A 14,668-nucleotide genomic window follows, 5' to 3' on the forward strand; every position below is an offset into this window, starting at 1 on the left:
ATAGAAAATCAAAAGGTGCCCATAGAAGTTCGAAAGGTGCCCATAGGATTCGGAAATGTGCACATAGAAGTTTTCGGATGGAGATGGGCCTAAATGTAAGAGAGAGGTTACTATCGAAATTTTCATATTTGTGAGATCGGCGTTATGCCCATAGAAAATCAAAAAGTGCCCATAGATATGCGAAAAGTGCCCATGGAATTCAGAAAGTTGCCCATAGAACTCGGAAATGTGCACATAGAATGAATAAGGATCCATAGATAGAAAATTATAGTTAAGGCTAAAATGGGTCAGCATAGTTCACGAAATTTTCAATAATTAGTTAACAAATATGGAGGATTACTATTTTAAAACTAGAATGATAATTTAAGAATAGGAGGGAAAGTTATTGAAATTGAATGAAAGAGAAATTCCATTAAGAATTCTTCAAGAGGAGGCGCTTTTGAGAAATCTTCCAAAAGAGTGTTCCAAGTATGCTGAAATTGAAAGTGACCTTGCTCGCAGAAGAGCAGGCTATTGGGGGGAAACACAACTGGATTATTACCTCCGTCAGTTGCCTTATCAAAACTACTTTATCCTACATGATCTCCGCCTCCCCCTCGAAGATGACTTTTTTCAAATTGATGTGCTAATCCTAACCCCACGATATTGTTTAGTGATTGAATCAAAGAATTTCAAAGGAGTACTCTTTTTTGACGGTGTATTTGATCAACTTATCCGGATACAGGAGGATTTAGAAGAGTCGTTTGAAGATCCTATTGTACAGGCGAAAAATATCATTTTGAAACTTAAATATCTGCTTTCAGCTTATTTCCCAGATTTGCCATTCGATTACCTTATTTCCATAGCCAACCCAAAAACCATTATAAAGTCAAACACAGATAAAAATAAAAAAGTATGTCATGCCAATGGTATTGTCCACAAAGTTTTTAGTCTGGAGAAAAATTTCCACAAGCAAATTATAACCCCCGAACAAATACTGGACATTTCTTCATATCTCCTTAAACTCAACACTCCGAATAACAAAAGTATTTTAACGGTTTTTGGACTGTCCCGAAAGGATTTGAAAAACGGCGTTTTCTGTCCTCGCTGTGATGAAGCGATGTTTTATGTTAAAGGCAACTTTTGCTGTAAAATATGCAAACAGGTTGATGAAAAAGAGTTTCTTATAAAAGTGATTGATTATTTTCTCCTATTTGGGCCAACTGCAACAAATAGCCAGCTTAAATTGTTTCTGGATATCCCATCGCGATATAATACAAAACACTTTTTAAAAAAGCTGAATTTTTCTCTAACTGGGCAGAAAAGGTACAGAGTATATCAGATTTCTGGCAACATCAGAAACATGATTACAAATCCAGCCAATCTTTTGAGAAGAACGAAGGAGAGCAAATGAGATTTAAAGAAGCACAACACATTTTTATCCCCATTCTGCCCACATACACCAAAGAAGGCATCCCGCAATTCCCGCCAGGCACAAAAAGAATCTCCGAGCTCATTTCAATTCCGCAGCCTCAACTTAACTCCCTTTTTAAACCCAACCCTGATCTTCAATCCATCCTAACAGGCAAACAGCTGCTTCTCGAAGACCTGGAATTCTCCTTACAAGAAATCCATGAGCATTATGAAAATGGCTATGTTCAATATAGAAAAGGGATAGTGGGAAAGGCAGGTCATCCTGTCTGTGCGAGGTGCGGCAACAAGGATACACAGTTATTTGCTTCCTTCCCCTGTGTCAGGTGCGGGGAGAGGTGTACCTATTGCCGTAATTGCATTATGATGGGCCGTATCACGGAATGCACGCCATTGATAAGCTGGGCTGGCCCGCCACCCCATTTCGACCCTCCTGAAAAAATCCTCGAATGGAATGGGATGCTTTCTGCCGGTCAGCGAATTGCTTCGAATCGCGCAATCGAAGCGGTCCGGCAAAATTCGAGTTTGCTAGTTTGGGCTGTTTGTGGAGCTGGAAAAACCGAGCTTCTGTTTGAACCGATTGAGGCTGCACTTAAAGACCGGAAACGAGTATGCATTGCAACACCGCGAACGGATGTTGTCCATGAGCTTACCCCGCGACTCCAGGCTGCTTTCCCTTCTGTAAAAATTGCTGCGCTCTATGGAGGGAGCGAGGACCGCCATACCTATTCACAGCTTACAATTACGACAACACACCAGCTCCTTCGTTTTCACTACGCATTTGACATGATGGTTATTGATGAGGTCGATGCATTTCCTTATACAGCAGATGAAGCACTTCAATATGCAGGAGAAAAGGCGCGAAAGCCTATATCATCAACTATATTTCTGACAGCGACACCGAGCAGGAAGTGGCAGCGTGAATGCAGGTCTGGCAGGCGTGCCCATATCACTATTCCAGCCCGTTTTCACCGTAATCCTCTCCCGGTTCCTGAATTCAGCTGGTGCGGCAATTGGAAGAGCCAGCTTCAAAAAGGAAAATTGCCTTCTGAATGCCTTTCCTGGATTGAAAAAAGGCTGTCAGCCAAGAAACAGGCACTTGTCTTTTTCCCGCATATAGAATCCATGCAGACAGCCTTGCCCATTTTACAAAAAATAAATCCTGCCATCCAGTCAGTCCACGCTGAAGACCCTGATCGAAAAGAAAAGGTTGGCAATGCTCGCTCGGGGTCTATTCCAATTTTATTAACTACGACCATCCTGGAACGCGGTGTGACGCTGGCTAATATCGATGTTGCCGTAATTGGAGCTGAGGACCGGATATTTACTGAGAGCGCGCTTGTCCAAATTGCCGGACGTGCTGGGAGGAGCGCGGCTCATCCGGAAGGGGATGTTACCTATTTTCATTTTGGGAAAACCATTGCCATGGAGAGGGCCAAAAACCAAATTCAAACGATGAATAAAGAGGCAAAAGTTAAGGGGCTAATCAAGGATTCATTGGGATGATCAGGGCATACTATAAAGGGATGAAGAAATGTTATTTATCAACGATCGATGTGTACTTTGCAAGGGCAAGGCAGGTGAAGAACCAAGCTGGACAAGTTTATTTTCAGCCTCAAAGGAGGTGGAAATCTGCAAATCTTGTTTTTCGAAGCTGGAGCCGATAAAAGGGGAGGTGTGCAGGATCTGTGGCAGGTTGTTCACTGGCGAGGCTCGAAAATTTCGGGTTGGTGATCTATGCCATGACTGCCACCGGTGGGAGCAGGATCCGGAATGGGGAGGACTGCTTTATCAAAATAAATCTATATATGTTTATAACGATTTTTTAAAAGAAGTAGTTGCCAAGTTTAAATATCGTGGCGATTATCAAATTGCAAAGGCATTTTCCTATGAAGTTTCCAAAGTTATACGTTCATTGAAAGCGGATAGGATTGTTCCAATTCCACTAAGCGATGAACGGCTTTATGAAAGGGGTTTTAACCAGTCAGAGGCCATTTTGCATGAGGCTGGTATTAAGTGGTCAGCGCTCTTAAACAGGGAGCATGCTGAAAAGCAGTCAAAGAAATCCCGGAAGGAACGAATACATTTACCACATGTATTCAATCTGGTGGATCAAGGCAGCCTGAGCGGGAAAAGGGTGCTGCTTGCCGATGATATTTACACAACCGGCTCAACCCTCCGTCATGCCGCAAAATGTTTGAAGGAAGCAGGGGCAAGGGAAATCGTCTCATTTACAATTGCGAGGGGGTAATTGTCATGGTGCAGCAAAGACATTTCGACAAAATTTGCTTCATCTTTTAGCGCCTAAATCACCTTTGAAGCCCATTGGGGAAGGGTTGTCACTATTTGGCTGTTGCTTTTGTCATAGATTCGACAAACTTTTTGTTCTGTTTTAGAAGGATTCTCATAGGGTAGAAGAGAATATAGTTTACATAGTCTTAACAAAAGGAGGCGTTTCACATGAATTTCAATATTCGTGGTGAAAACATTGAAGTAACTCCAGCAATACGTGAGTACGTGGAAAGGAAGATTTCCAAGCTAGAAAGGTATTTTACCGAAACACCGCAAGCGAATGTCAATGTAAACCTGAAGGTGTTCCAGGATAAAACATCCAAAGTAGAAGTAACCATCCCGATGCCGCACCTCGTCCTCCGCGCCGAGGAAGGCCATGAAGATATGTATGCTGCAATTGACTTGATTACTGATAAGCTTGAACGCCAAATCCGCAAACATAAAACGAAAGTGAACCGTAAGTTCCGTGAAAAAGGCGATTTTGCTGCAATGTTTGCCAATGGTGAGAACTCTCAGGTAGCAACTTTTGATGAAGAAGATGAGCTTGAGGTGGTCCGTCAGAAGAGCTTCGAACTGAAGCCGATGGACAGTGAGGAAGCAATTCTTCAAATGAACATGCTTGGCCATAGTTTCTATGTTTTCACTAATGCTGAAACAAACCGTACAAACGTCGTCTACAAGCGCCACGACGGCCGTTACGGCTTAATTGAAGCTCATTAATGGATAATAGCAAATCCGGTTCCCAAATGGGAGCCGGATTTTTTAATTCTACCAAATTAAGTAATGAAAAAGGAGCAGGCACTCAGGCCTGCTCCTTGTTAAATATATTAAGCACCGTGGCAGTTCTTATATTTCTTGCCGCTTCCGCAGTAGCATGGGTCATTGCGCCCGATGTCAACCTGTTTAGTGACAGGCTTCTTCTTGCTGGCTTCCCCGTCTGCCTTTGGATTGACAGCAACGCCCTTGGCAACTTCCTGGCGCTCCAGGTTATTGCGGATTTCTGCCTTCATGATGTAACGGGCTGCTTCATCCTCGATTGAGACAACCATGTTCTCGAACATTGCATAGCCTTCATGCTGGTATTCGCGAAGCGGGTCGGTCTGAGCGTAGGCACGAAGGTGAATGCCCTGGCGGAGCTGGTCCATCGCATCAATGTGGTCCATCCATTTTGAATCGACCGCACGAAGTACGATAACTTTTTCAAACTCACGCATTTGCTCTGATGAAAGCACTTCTTCCTTCTCATTATAGCGCTCGATCACCTTGGCAAAGATGGTTTCCACCATCTCATCCTGGAACTTGCCCTTTAGGTCATCAATTGTTATGTCGCCTTCACGAAGCAGGTTGGCATGTATCCAATCTACAAGCGCATCCAGGTTCCAATCCTCTTCATCCCCGCCGCGTGGCGCATGGGAATCCACTGCACGCTCGATTGACGATTTGATCATGTTTTCAACGATGCTGCGCAGGTTTTCGGCCTCAAGTACTTCATTACGCTGCTTGTAAATGATTTCACGCTGCTGGCGCAATACATCATCGTATTGAAGGAGCTGCTTACGGGCGTCAAAGTTATTTCCTTCAACCCGTTTTTGAGCAGATTCTACCGCACGGGACACCATTTTGCTTTGAATCGGCTGGGAATCATCCATGCCAAGCCGTTCCATCATGGCCTTCATATTATCAGATCCAAAACGGCGCATTAGCTCGTCTTCCATTGATAAATAGAACTGGGTAACACCCGGGTCTCCCTGACGGCCTGAACGTCCGCGTAGCTGGTTATCAATCCGGCGTGATTCGTGACGTTCTGTACCGATAACGGCAAGACCCCCAACTTCCTTTACACCTTCGCCAAGTTTGATATCGGTACCGCGGCCTGCCATGTTTGTCGCGATTGTAACCGAGCCGCTTTGGCCGGCTTCAGCAATAATCTCTGCTTCACGTCCATGGTTTTTCGCATTCAGGACGTTGTGTTTGATCCCCTTTTTCTGCAGGTACTTAGAGATCAATTCCGAAGTTTCAATTGCAACCGTGCCAACTAGGACCGGCTGGCCTTTTTTATTGCGTTCGGCAATGTCCTCGACAACAGCACGGAACTTTCCGTCCATCGTAGCGTAAATTAAATCCGCACGGTCATCACGGACAATCGGACGGTTTGTTGGAATAACGACAACGTTCATGTTATAGATATTGCGGAATTCCTCTTCCTCGGTCTTAGCCGTACCTGTCATACCGGCAAGCTTTTCGTACATACGGAAGTAGTTCTGGAAGGTAATGGTCGCAAGAGTCATACTCTCGTTTTGAACTTCAAGACCTTCTTTCGCCTCGATAGCCTGGTGAAGGCCTTCGGAATAACGGCGGCCTTTCATCAAGCGGCCGGTGAACTGGTCAACAATAACGATTTCGCCGTCCTGGACTACATAATCCACATCAAGATGCATCGAGACGTTTGCCTTTAATGCCTGATTGATATGGTGATTCAATGTTACATGATTGATATCGAAGAGATTTTCAATCCCAAAAGCTCGTTCTGATTTTGAAATCCCCTGCTCAGTCAGCATAACGCCTTTTGTTTTTTCGTCATACGTATAGTCTTCATCCTTGTTTAGCGTCCGTACAAATGCATTCGCCTGGATGTAGAGAGAAGTCGACTTTTGAGCAGTTCCGGAAATAATAAGCGGAGTCCGCGCTTCATCAATTAAAATGGAGTCAACTTCGTCTATGACCGCATAAAAAAGTGGACGCTGAACCTTTTGTTCCTTATAAAGAACCATGTTGTCGCGAAGATAGTCAAAGCCGAATTCGTTATTCGTACCATACGTGATATCAGCAGCGTATGCTTCCTGCTTTTCTTCTTTTGTCATGCTGTTCAGGTTCAGGCCTACAGAGAGACCCAGGAAATTGTAAAGCTGTCCCATCTCGGTCGCATCCCGGCTCGCCAGGTATTCGTTCACCGTGATAACATGGACGCCCTTGCCGGAAATTGCATTTAAGTAAACCGGCATGGTTGCTGTCAAAGTCTTACCTTCACCAGTCTTCATTTCGGAAATGTTCCCTTCGTGCAGGGAAACACCGCCCATTAGCTGGACATGGTATGGATAAAGGCCGAGAACGCGCCTCGCCCCTTCACGGACAACCGCAAACGCCTCAACAAGCAGATCATCCAGCGATTCGCCATTTTGATAACGCTTTTTGAACTCCTCCGTCTTTTCGCGGAGCTGGTCATCAGTCAGCTTTTCCGTTTCGTCGGCAAGTGCCTCGATCCGGTCAGCAATTTTTGTAAGCTTCTTGATTTCGCGTTTGTTCATATCAAACAGTTTATTTAAGATGCCCATCATTACGCTCCTTCTATATATACATTCCAATCCATAAGAAAAAAATTCGTTATCTTCTAGTAAATTCCTGTAAAAACATTTCGGCAATTTCTTTTACCATCTTACCACTTCAGCCAAGCAGTGACAACCGAAGGCATACTGATTCGGACGTCTCGAAAATAATGTAAACAGATGAAAATTAAGTCATTATCCCACTTAAGCTTAGCCACCTTCAATCAGTTGTTTCACGTTTTGCCACAACTGTGAAGAGAAGGGCTGCTGGAAGTTGAATATAGTTTAAAAGGAATAAATATACTCTCTTGTAAGTTTAAAAACTAGTAAAAGAACTAATTGCTCATTTTTTCACATAGTCCTTTATAAAGTAAGATAGTAAGCTATACTAATTATAAAGGATAAATATTCCACATGGAAAGAGTGAGTTACGTGTCTCTGTGGGGGAAGAAAGGAACAGGCAGCCATGAACCCGGCACAAGAGAAAAGATAATTAGTCCTATAATAAGGCTATGGAGAAAATTGAAAGCAATTGATTGGAAAAATCCAGTCAACCGTTGGAAGCTTGGTTTTATTGCATTGCTTACGGTAACAATTGGAGCGAGTGCTTTTGTCGGGATTCTGAGTTTTACCAATTCACCATCATATGGCTGACAAAACACGCAGGTTTGCCTTTAGGCCGGTTGGCATGGCAGAAGAATATACAAAGTGGATCAAACACCGGTATTACGTGCCATTCTGGCGTAGCCCATCCAGCTGTTTGGACAATTTGCTCAGGCATTCAAGAATGTTAAAAAGCGGCAATAAGGAACTCTTTTTACGAATTATTAAGGTAATGGCTCTAAGTGTTTAGCCATTACCTTTTTTAATTTGTTCATAATTTCTTCATAACTTCCCCACAAATAAAACATAAATTAAACATAATTTCTTCATGAGGCTTTGTCTTCGACAGTTTGAAACACCATACATATTTATGAATAAAACAGGTAGTTTTATAGTTTATTTATAAATAAATATACAATAGAAATTATATTTATAAAATACAAAAACCTTTCTACTATGTGTGAATTGTTAACTGAAGTGTTGATTTAACAAGGTTTTTAAAAGGAACTTATAGAAAGGTACAAACGACAAGGTTCGTAAATTTATTCACAAATTGTACATTGGAAAATAACCTTGGAATGTTAGATACTACCATTAGAGGTTAATTAAAATATAAAAAAAGCAGATTTCAAACAGAAAGGGTGAAACAGCGTGGCCTTTTGGAGGAAATCCAAAAATACAGAGACAATTAGCCCTGAGACAGAGACAAGGGAAGGTAAAAAGAAAGTTGGCCTTATACGCGGACTTTGGAGGAAATTCAAAAATATAGACTGGAAGAACCCGGTCAATAAGTGGAAACTCGGTTTTGTCCTTATGTTTGCTTTAATAGCAATGAGTGGGACTGTTTACGGAGCAATCGCTTTTACATCGAATCCGAGCTTTTGCGCCAGCTGCCATGAAATGGCCCCAGAATACCAAACATTCAAGGCAAGCGCCCACAGTGAAATCAAATGTACACAGTGCCACATTGAACCGGGTGCGAAGAACATGGTCCTGCACAAGATCGAATCAATGAAAGAAGTGTATTACCATGTGGTTGGCCCGCCAGATCCCATTGTACAAACCGTACCAGTCATGAAAGTCAACTGCGGCCAGTGTCACTCGGATAATCGCCTTGTTACTGCAACAGGCGACTTGAAAGTAAATCATAAAGGACACGTCAAAGAAGGTGTCCCTTGTATCACCTGCCATGCTGGTGTTGCGCACGGAAAAGTCGTAGACCGTGGAATCAACGGATCTGAAACATATGATTTTTGGACAGAGGAAAATGTCGATAAGCTCATGACAAAGGAATATATCAATCCGAATATGGGAACGTGTATCGATTGCCATGACAAAGTGAACAAAGGCCAAAAACCTTGGGAAAATATAGCCTACAGCCTTCCAGTGAACACTCATGGAACCAATGCAGATAAAGAGGGCGGCCACGGAGCTGAAACAGCTGTAGCAACAGAAAAAGGCCATGGAGAGGAAGCAGGAGCGGAGCCCCACGAAGCGTCTGTGAGCGGAATCCAAGGTGCCCATGAAACTGAAAAGAAAACCCAGGATATCATCCTTCAAGCCCTTGGAAAACAAAAGAAAGATGTAAAACTTTCAATGGAATGCTTCACATGCCATAAGGAAATCGCCGTACCGAAGAACCACGACAGCAAAAATTGGGATCAAAGCCACGGTGGTACAGCCTTAAAAGAACTGAATAACTGTATCAATTGCCACCAGGATTCAAAATGGATTCGGGATATTGCCAAGCAGGACATTAAGACTCTTATTAATGACCATGGCAAAGAAGACAAATACGTACCAAATATTAAAACGGTTAAGGATGAATCTCGTGAAAGTGCTTTCTGCTCGACCTGCCATGCCGAGCGTCCAGCCGGTCACGTTGATAGTGACACATGGCTTACAAAGCATGCATCGAAAGCACAATCGAAGGAAGATAAAGCATCATGTTACGTCTGCCATGACAAGGAAAAGCCTGAAGATATAACGAAATCGACAGCCCCAACTGATGTATACTGCCAGTACTGCCACAGAACTGGATTCAAGGATGAAAAAGGCGCGTAACCATAAACTGCAACTGGAGGGACAGTCTTATGGAAGAAGAACAAAAAGATCAGCAGACCGAACTTCCGGCCCCTCCTCGTTTACGCAATACGATTTTTAAAATCATGACTCTTACATTGTTGTTTCTAGTCCTATTCTTTTCAATAGGATTTGTAGGGCTAGAAGCAACATCAAGCTCTGAATTCTGCTCATCCTGCCATGAAATGAAGCCGGAGTACTACACGTGGAAAGCATCCTCCCACGGTGAAGTAGATTGCGTGAACTGCCATATCGAACCTGGGGTCGAGAATTTAGCAAAAGCAAAGGGCAACGGAATCGTTGAACTATACAAAAAACAGACACAAACCTATACCGCACCGATTCAAATGCCTAAGGATATACCAGACAGTGCTTGTGAAAAATGTCACAATATGAACTCGCGACAAGTTACTCCATCGGGTGATTTGATCATCCCCCATGACAAGCATACGGAGAAAGATATTGAATGTGTACAGTGTCATAGTGGAATCGCACATGGAAAAATTGCAGAGAGAAAAGTAACCTTTAAAACCGATTATGAAAAATGGGATATCGAACTTGGTACTGCAATGATGAGTGACAAGAAATTCACCAATCCTAAAATGGAAAAATGCATGGATTGCCATATTGCAAGGAAAGTGACTACAGAATGCAGCGCCTGTCATACAACAAACATGTATCCAGAAAGCCACAAAAGAGACGAATTTAAGACTGAAACTCATGGTACTCTAGCTGGCAAAGAGATAAAAGAATGTAACGAATGCCATAAATATATGTCCGATAAAGAAACAACTTTGTTTAACGATGAACCAGCACATAAACAGTTTTTAAAGACAAAAAAGATAGAAACAAAAAAGGTTAATACCCATGAGTATGCAAAGGAAAATACGTTTTGTAAGGATTGCCATACTCAAAGGCCAGCTAGTCATATAAAGGGTTTTATAAAAAGCCATGGAACCTTTGCTAAGAATGATGATTCCAAATGCCAGGCATGTCATGATTTGCAAAAAACAGGTCTTAACAAAATCTCAAATGTAACCTGTAACAGCTGCCATCCAAGCAGCCATGCAAATAAAGAATGGAGAAAAACCCATCCAGTTGAAGTCCCAAAAGGAGCTAAAGTAACAAAAACCTGTTACCAATGTCACAATGAACAAAAATGCCAATCTTGTCACAAAGAAGATTAAGTAATAATTGTAGGAGGGTTTCGTATGCAAGCAGAGGAACAGCTTCAAGCCCAAGAACCTAAAAAAATTAAAAATGAAAAGTTCACCTGGTGGCAGTCAACTTTACTGTTGGTTGGAACTCTAATCATTTGTTTAGCAGCTGGATATTTTATTAGCGATAAATATCTTTGGGAGAACACTGATTCAGAACAAATTGCTGAGCAAATAAAGTTTTATAAAGAACAGGTAAAGCAAAGCCCTAATGATCCCAAAAATAGAACTCAATTAGGCTATGCATACTTCCTTGATAAAAACTATGATGAAGCAATAAAGCAATATAAAACTGCCATATCCCTTGATAAAAATTATTTTGATGGCTATTTGAATTTAAGTATTGTTTACGACAAACAAGGAAAGAAAGACGAGGCACTTAAAAACGCTATTAAAGCAACCGAAACTTCTCCTCGGGACTACAAGGGCCATTTAATGAAGGGGAAAAGTTATCGCAAACTTAAAATGTATGATGAAGCAAACCAAGCTTTAGCGGAAGCTGACAAACTAAACCTGGGAAACGTCGATACGATCTATGAAATTGGATTGGTAGCGGAAGATCAAGGTAAGAAAAAGGAAGCAGAGTCAATCTATAAAGAAGCACTAGCCTATGATCCTACGTTTAAGCCAGCATTGACAGCACTTGATCGGATATCATCCAAGGACTAAGACTAGATTGTAAAAGGAGTTGACTGATGTGAAAAGAAAAACGGTTTATATATGGATGAGTGTCATAGCGACTTTGTCTATAGGCTTATTTGCGGCTATATACTTCCTGAATTTAGGGGAAGAGGCTGATAAAATGGCCAATACTGTTACAGGCGGACCGCCCAATTTCAATTATTTTGTGCAAGGAGATTTTAGTACGCCTCTAGATAAACCAATGGATGTTACCAAAATTGGTGAGTTTATATATGTAACTGATACAAACAATAAGCAAGTTCAAGCCTTTGATTCTTCAGGTACCCCAATTTTTAAGTTTGGAAAAGAAGGAGAGGGAAAGGGCGAATTTAAATTCCCTTATGGAATCGCAGGTGACAAGGCTGGAAATGTGTATGTCGCCGACTTGTTTAATGGGAAAATATCCATTTTTGATAGTAAGGGCAAGTTCCTCCGTTATTTTGAGGAAAAAGGGAGCTCAAAGCCATCAATAAAAAGCCCAGCTGGAATTAGGATATTTGGTAACAAACTTTATATGACTGATATTGAAAACAAGAAAGTTATGGTCTTCGATTTAGACGGTACCAAGAAGCTTGAAATAACCACTGCCACCAGTAAAGAGGACTTACTAAATGCTCCCAATGCTGTAACGGTTGATAAGGATGAGAATATTTATGTTGCTGATTCAGGTAATCAAAGAGTTGTAGTTTACGATAAGGAAGGAAAATACAAGCGCAGTCTAAATGGAAGTAAAGATGGCAAAGGAGAGGCTAAATTTGTAAATCCAAGAGGCTTGGCTGTGGATTCTGATGGAACCCTTTACATGATTGATAACATGACCCACTTTGTACATGGGTTTAATGACAAAGGTGAACAAGTTTATCAATTTGGCGGCCTTGGTTCCGAAAATGACCAATTCTTCCTCCCTAATGGATTGTTCATTGATGAAAAAAGCCAGCTTTATATAACCGATACTTTTAATCAAAGGATAGCAGTTTACTTTTAAAATCACATTGCATTTAAGGGGGTGGTGCGGAGCTAAGAAGTAATAAAGTTTAATAGTAACTGGCTTTAAAAGAGAAAAACAGGGAGGTTTTTTAGAGATGAGTAAGGCGAAATTTAGTTTCTCAATGCTTTTTGCTCTTCTGCTGGTTGGTATGCTGGCAACTGGAGCTTTTGCAAAAAGCCCATTCGGCTTTGAAGCAGTGCAAAATGCAGACACAACATTTACCGTAAAATTTAAAGCTCTATCTACTGATAAAGCTGGTACATCTTTTAAAGTAACAGTAAGAGATGCAGGGAATGCTGAAGTTGGAACACCGCAAGAATTTACAACTACAGTTGATGGAAATACAGAAGAATTCACTTATACTACTTCTGCTTTAACAGAAGGAGCAAGATACACAGCTGAACTTGTTTATACAACCAAACCAACTGTTGTAGTTGCTAGTACATCAGTTCTTGTTGGTGAATATAGTAATGCCATTATTGACACAAGTGAAGTTGACCACAGCACAAACCTGATGAACGCCAACGAAACTGGATTCGAAGGCCTAAGCAAAAAAAGATCTGGCCAAAAGATGCACGGTTCTTATCAAAACAACACAAACTCCTGTGCAAGTTGTCACCAAACTCACACAGGCGAAGACCATTATCTGTTGTTCAGGGATGGAACATATAGCACTTGCGCGGCATGCCATGACGGTACAATGGGTGCGAAATCCGTATTTGGTGCACCAACAAATGCAGGTACATTTGGCGGCTCTCATGCCAACAATATGTCAGTCCACTTATCCGATGGTTCAGTAGATATTAAAGCAGCACCAGGTGGGAACCATGCTGACACTGGCAAATGGGCTGAAGAGTTCACTTGCGCTAGCTGCCACAATCCCCACGGATCTGACAGTACACGCTTACTGAAAGCTGACCCTGCGGGCTGGATTAAAACTGAGAATACTATTACTGCTGGGCAAACAAACGGCGGTATGAAATTTAGTAATAAAACTGTATATGCAAAAGCATCAATTCCTGCTACCAATGTTGGAGACTACATCCTTGTAAAGGAAACCGGTGTAACTCAAGCAACTATTGATGGAAATGTCTTCTACACAAGGGCTGCTGTTCCTGCAGGTTCTGATATAATCTCTACTTACAAATGGGATTATAAAGGTAAGAAGTACATTGCAGACTCCTCGCTGTGGATGCGTTCTGATGGCGGCAGACCTGCTGTTGAAACCCAATTAAAAGCGGCTGGGGTAGCTAAACCAGCAACTGCGAACTTTGTAATCGTTTGGAAGGATGGATTTGCATATAGCAAACCGTTGACAGAAGGCGGTACTGACACTACTGTTTCTTCGATTGATACTGCAACATATTTAATTGGATCGGCTGTCGATAAAGTAACAAATAACTATGACTTCTTTGATAGCGCAGCTCCTACTTATGTTAAAGACAGTGGCGTTCAAATGAGCAAATTCTGTGCATCCTGCCACACAGATTATCTGTCTGCTACCTATGCGAATGCTGATACTGGCGTATTCACAGACGCTCACCGTCACCAAACAGACACTGACAGGCTTACTTGTGTACGCTGCCACTTTGCACACGGAACAGATGCTACAATCATGAAAGATTCCTTAGATCGTGGCCTTACTGAGCTTACTGCAGTTGGAGCACCTTTTGATCCAGCAAAATATGCCGGTGATACAACTGCTGCTAAGACTGCTGCTACAGATTATCTGAAAGATCCTAACCCATCATCTGCTTTGAAGCGTTATACGGGCATGTCAGTATGTTTCGGCTGCCATGATGGATCTATTGCTAGTGATGACACTACCTGGAGTAACTACAACTCATTACAACCAGGGGTATATAAGCCTTAATAATTTTTAACAAATAGCCCCACTATTTGTTAGTGATTAATAGAGCAAGGTAACAATGGAAACTTTGTTACCTTGTTCTTTTATTTATCAAGATTAATTTGTCAATAAATCGTTTTATTTTCCAATCCTTTTCTAATACCCCCTTGATATAATATACATATAATCCCTGTTCATAAATAATAAACTATAGAGAAATACT

General features: G+C 41.8%; 11 protein-coding genes. 10 read left to right on the top strand and 1 reads right to left on the bottom strand.

The features are described from left to right. Positions 1 to 385: 385 nt before the first annotated feature. The 4 genes from AM500_RS02435 to hpf all read left to right on the top strand — a co-directional run bounded on the left by AM500_RS02435 (position 386) and on the right by hpf (position 4,422). Positions 386 to 1,393: a nuclease-related domain-containing protein gene (locus tag AM500_RS02435; RefSeq protein ID WP_053597775.1), complete on the top strand. Its 1,008-nt coding sequence runs from the start codon at positions 386 to 388 to the stop codon at positions 1,391 to 1,393. Next, positions 1,390 to 2,916 carry an ATP-dependent helicase ComFA gene (locus tag AM500_RS02440; protein ID WP_082347107.1) on the top strand — a complete coding sequence of 509 codons (1,527 nt, stop codon included), beginning with the start codon at positions 1,390 to 1,392 and terminating at the stop codon, positions 2,914 to 2,916. Before AM500_RS02435 ends, AM500_RS02440 begins: the two co-directional genes overlap by 4 nt. 28 nt (positions 2,917 to 2,944) lie before the next feature. Further along, complete coding sequence (locus AM500_RS02445; protein ID WP_053597776.1) at positions 2,945 to 3,661, top strand: ComFC family protein; 717 nt, start codon at positions 2,945 to 2,947, stop codon at positions 3,659 to 3,661. Positions 3,662 to 3,870: 209 nt separating this feature from the next. Continuing rightward, positions 3,871 to 4,422 (top strand): ribosome hibernation-promoting factor, HPF/YfiA family, encoded by a 552-nt coding sequence (gene hpf / locus AM500_RS02450; RefSeq protein WP_043929954.1) that lies wholly within the window; start codon positions 3,871 to 3,873, stop codon positions 4,420 to 4,422. A 107-nt stretch (positions 4,423 to 4,529) separates the two neighbouring features. Here the strand turns inward: hpf and secA are convergent, their stop codons facing one another. After that, positions 4,530 to 7,037, bottom strand: coding sequence for a preprotein translocase subunit SecA (secA, locus tag AM500_RS02455; RefSeq protein WP_053597777.1), 2,508 nt, complete (start codon positions 7,035 to 7,037; stop codon positions 4,530 to 4,532). 402 nt (positions 7,038 to 7,439) lie between these two features. On the opposite strand from secA, the gene AM500_RS02460 reads away from it, so the two are divergent. The 6 genes from AM500_RS02460 to AM500_RS02485 all read left to right on the top strand — a co-directional run bounded on the left by AM500_RS02460 (position 7,440) and on the right by AM500_RS02485 (position 14,469). Next, positions 7,440 to 7,679: a hypothetical protein gene (locus AM500_RS02460; RefSeq protein ID WP_156319728.1), complete on the top strand. Its 240-nt coding sequence runs from the start codon at positions 7,440 to 7,442 to the stop codon at positions 7,677 to 7,679. A 600-nt stretch (positions 7,680 to 8,279) separates the two neighbouring features. After that, complete coding sequence (locus tag AM500_RS02465) at positions 8,280 to 9,692, top strand: cytochrome c3 family protein (protein ID WP_053597779.1); 1,413 nt, start codon at positions 8,280 to 8,282, stop codon at positions 9,690 to 9,692. 29 nt (positions 9,693 to 9,721) lie between these two features. Continuing rightward, on the top strand, positions 9,722 to 10,897 hold the full coding sequence (locus AM500_RS02470) for a cytochrome c3 family protein (RefSeq protein ID WP_053597780.1): 1,176 nt from the start codon (positions 9,722 to 9,724) through the stop codon (positions 10,895 to 10,897). Positions 10,898 to 10,921: 24 nt separating this feature from the next. Continuing rightward, positions 10,922 to 11,596: a tetratricopeptide repeat protein gene (locus tag AM500_RS02475; RefSeq protein ID WP_053597781.1), complete on the top strand. Its 675-nt coding sequence runs from the start codon at positions 10,922 to 10,924 to the stop codon at positions 11,594 to 11,596. Positions 11,597 to 11,624: 28 nt separating this feature from the next. Then, positions 11,625 to 12,593 (top strand): 6-bladed beta-propeller, encoded by a 969-nt coding sequence (locus tag AM500_RS02480; protein WP_053597782.1) that lies wholly within the window; start codon positions 11,625 to 11,627, stop codon positions 12,591 to 12,593. 97 nt (positions 12,594 to 12,690) lie between these two features. Then, on the top strand, positions 12,691 to 14,469 hold the full coding sequence (locus tag AM500_RS02485) for a cytochrome c3 family protein (RefSeq protein WP_053597783.1): 1,779 nt from the start codon (positions 12,691 to 12,693) through the stop codon (positions 14,467 to 14,469). Positions 14,470 to 14,668: the final 199 nt, after the last annotated feature.

Source organism: Bacillus sp. FJAT-18017, from assembly GCF_001278805.1.
Taxonomy (GTDB): domain Bacteria; phylum Bacillota; class Bacilli; order Bacillales; family Cytobacillaceae; genus Bacillus_D.

Excerpts from the sequence above, each read along its gene's own strand:
- AM500_RS02445 (WP_053597776.1), top strand. The coding sequence starts at position 2,945 with ATGTTATTTATCAACGATCGATGTGTACTTTGCAAGGGCAAGGCAGGT.
- secA (WP_053597777.1), bottom strand. The coding sequence starts at position 7,037 with ATGATGGGCATCTTAAATAAACTGTTTGATATGAACAAACGCGAAATC.
- AM500_RS02470 (WP_053597780.1), top strand. The coding sequence starts at position 9,722 with ATGGAAGAAGAACAAAAAGATCAGCAGACCGAACTTCCGGCCCCTCCT.
- AM500_RS02460 (WP_156319728.1), top strand. The coding sequence starts at position 7,440 with ATGGAAAGAGTGAGTTACGTGTCTCTGTGGGGGAAGAAAGGAACAGGC.
- AM500_RS02440 (WP_082347107.1), top strand. The coding sequence starts at position 1,390 with ATGAGATTTAAAGAAGCACAACACATTTTTATCCCCATTCTGCCCACA.
- AM500_RS02485 (WP_053597783.1), top strand. The coding sequence starts at position 12,691 with ATGAGTAAGGCGAAATTTAGTTTCTCAATGCTTTTTGCTCTTCTGCTG.
- AM500_RS02475 (WP_053597781.1), top strand. The coding sequence starts at position 10,922 with ATGCAAGCAGAGGAACAGCTTCAAGCCCAAGAACCTAAAAAAATTAAA.
- hpf (WP_043929954.1), top strand. The coding sequence starts at position 3,871 with ATGAATTTCAATATTCGTGGTGAAAACATTGAAGTAACTCCAGCAATA.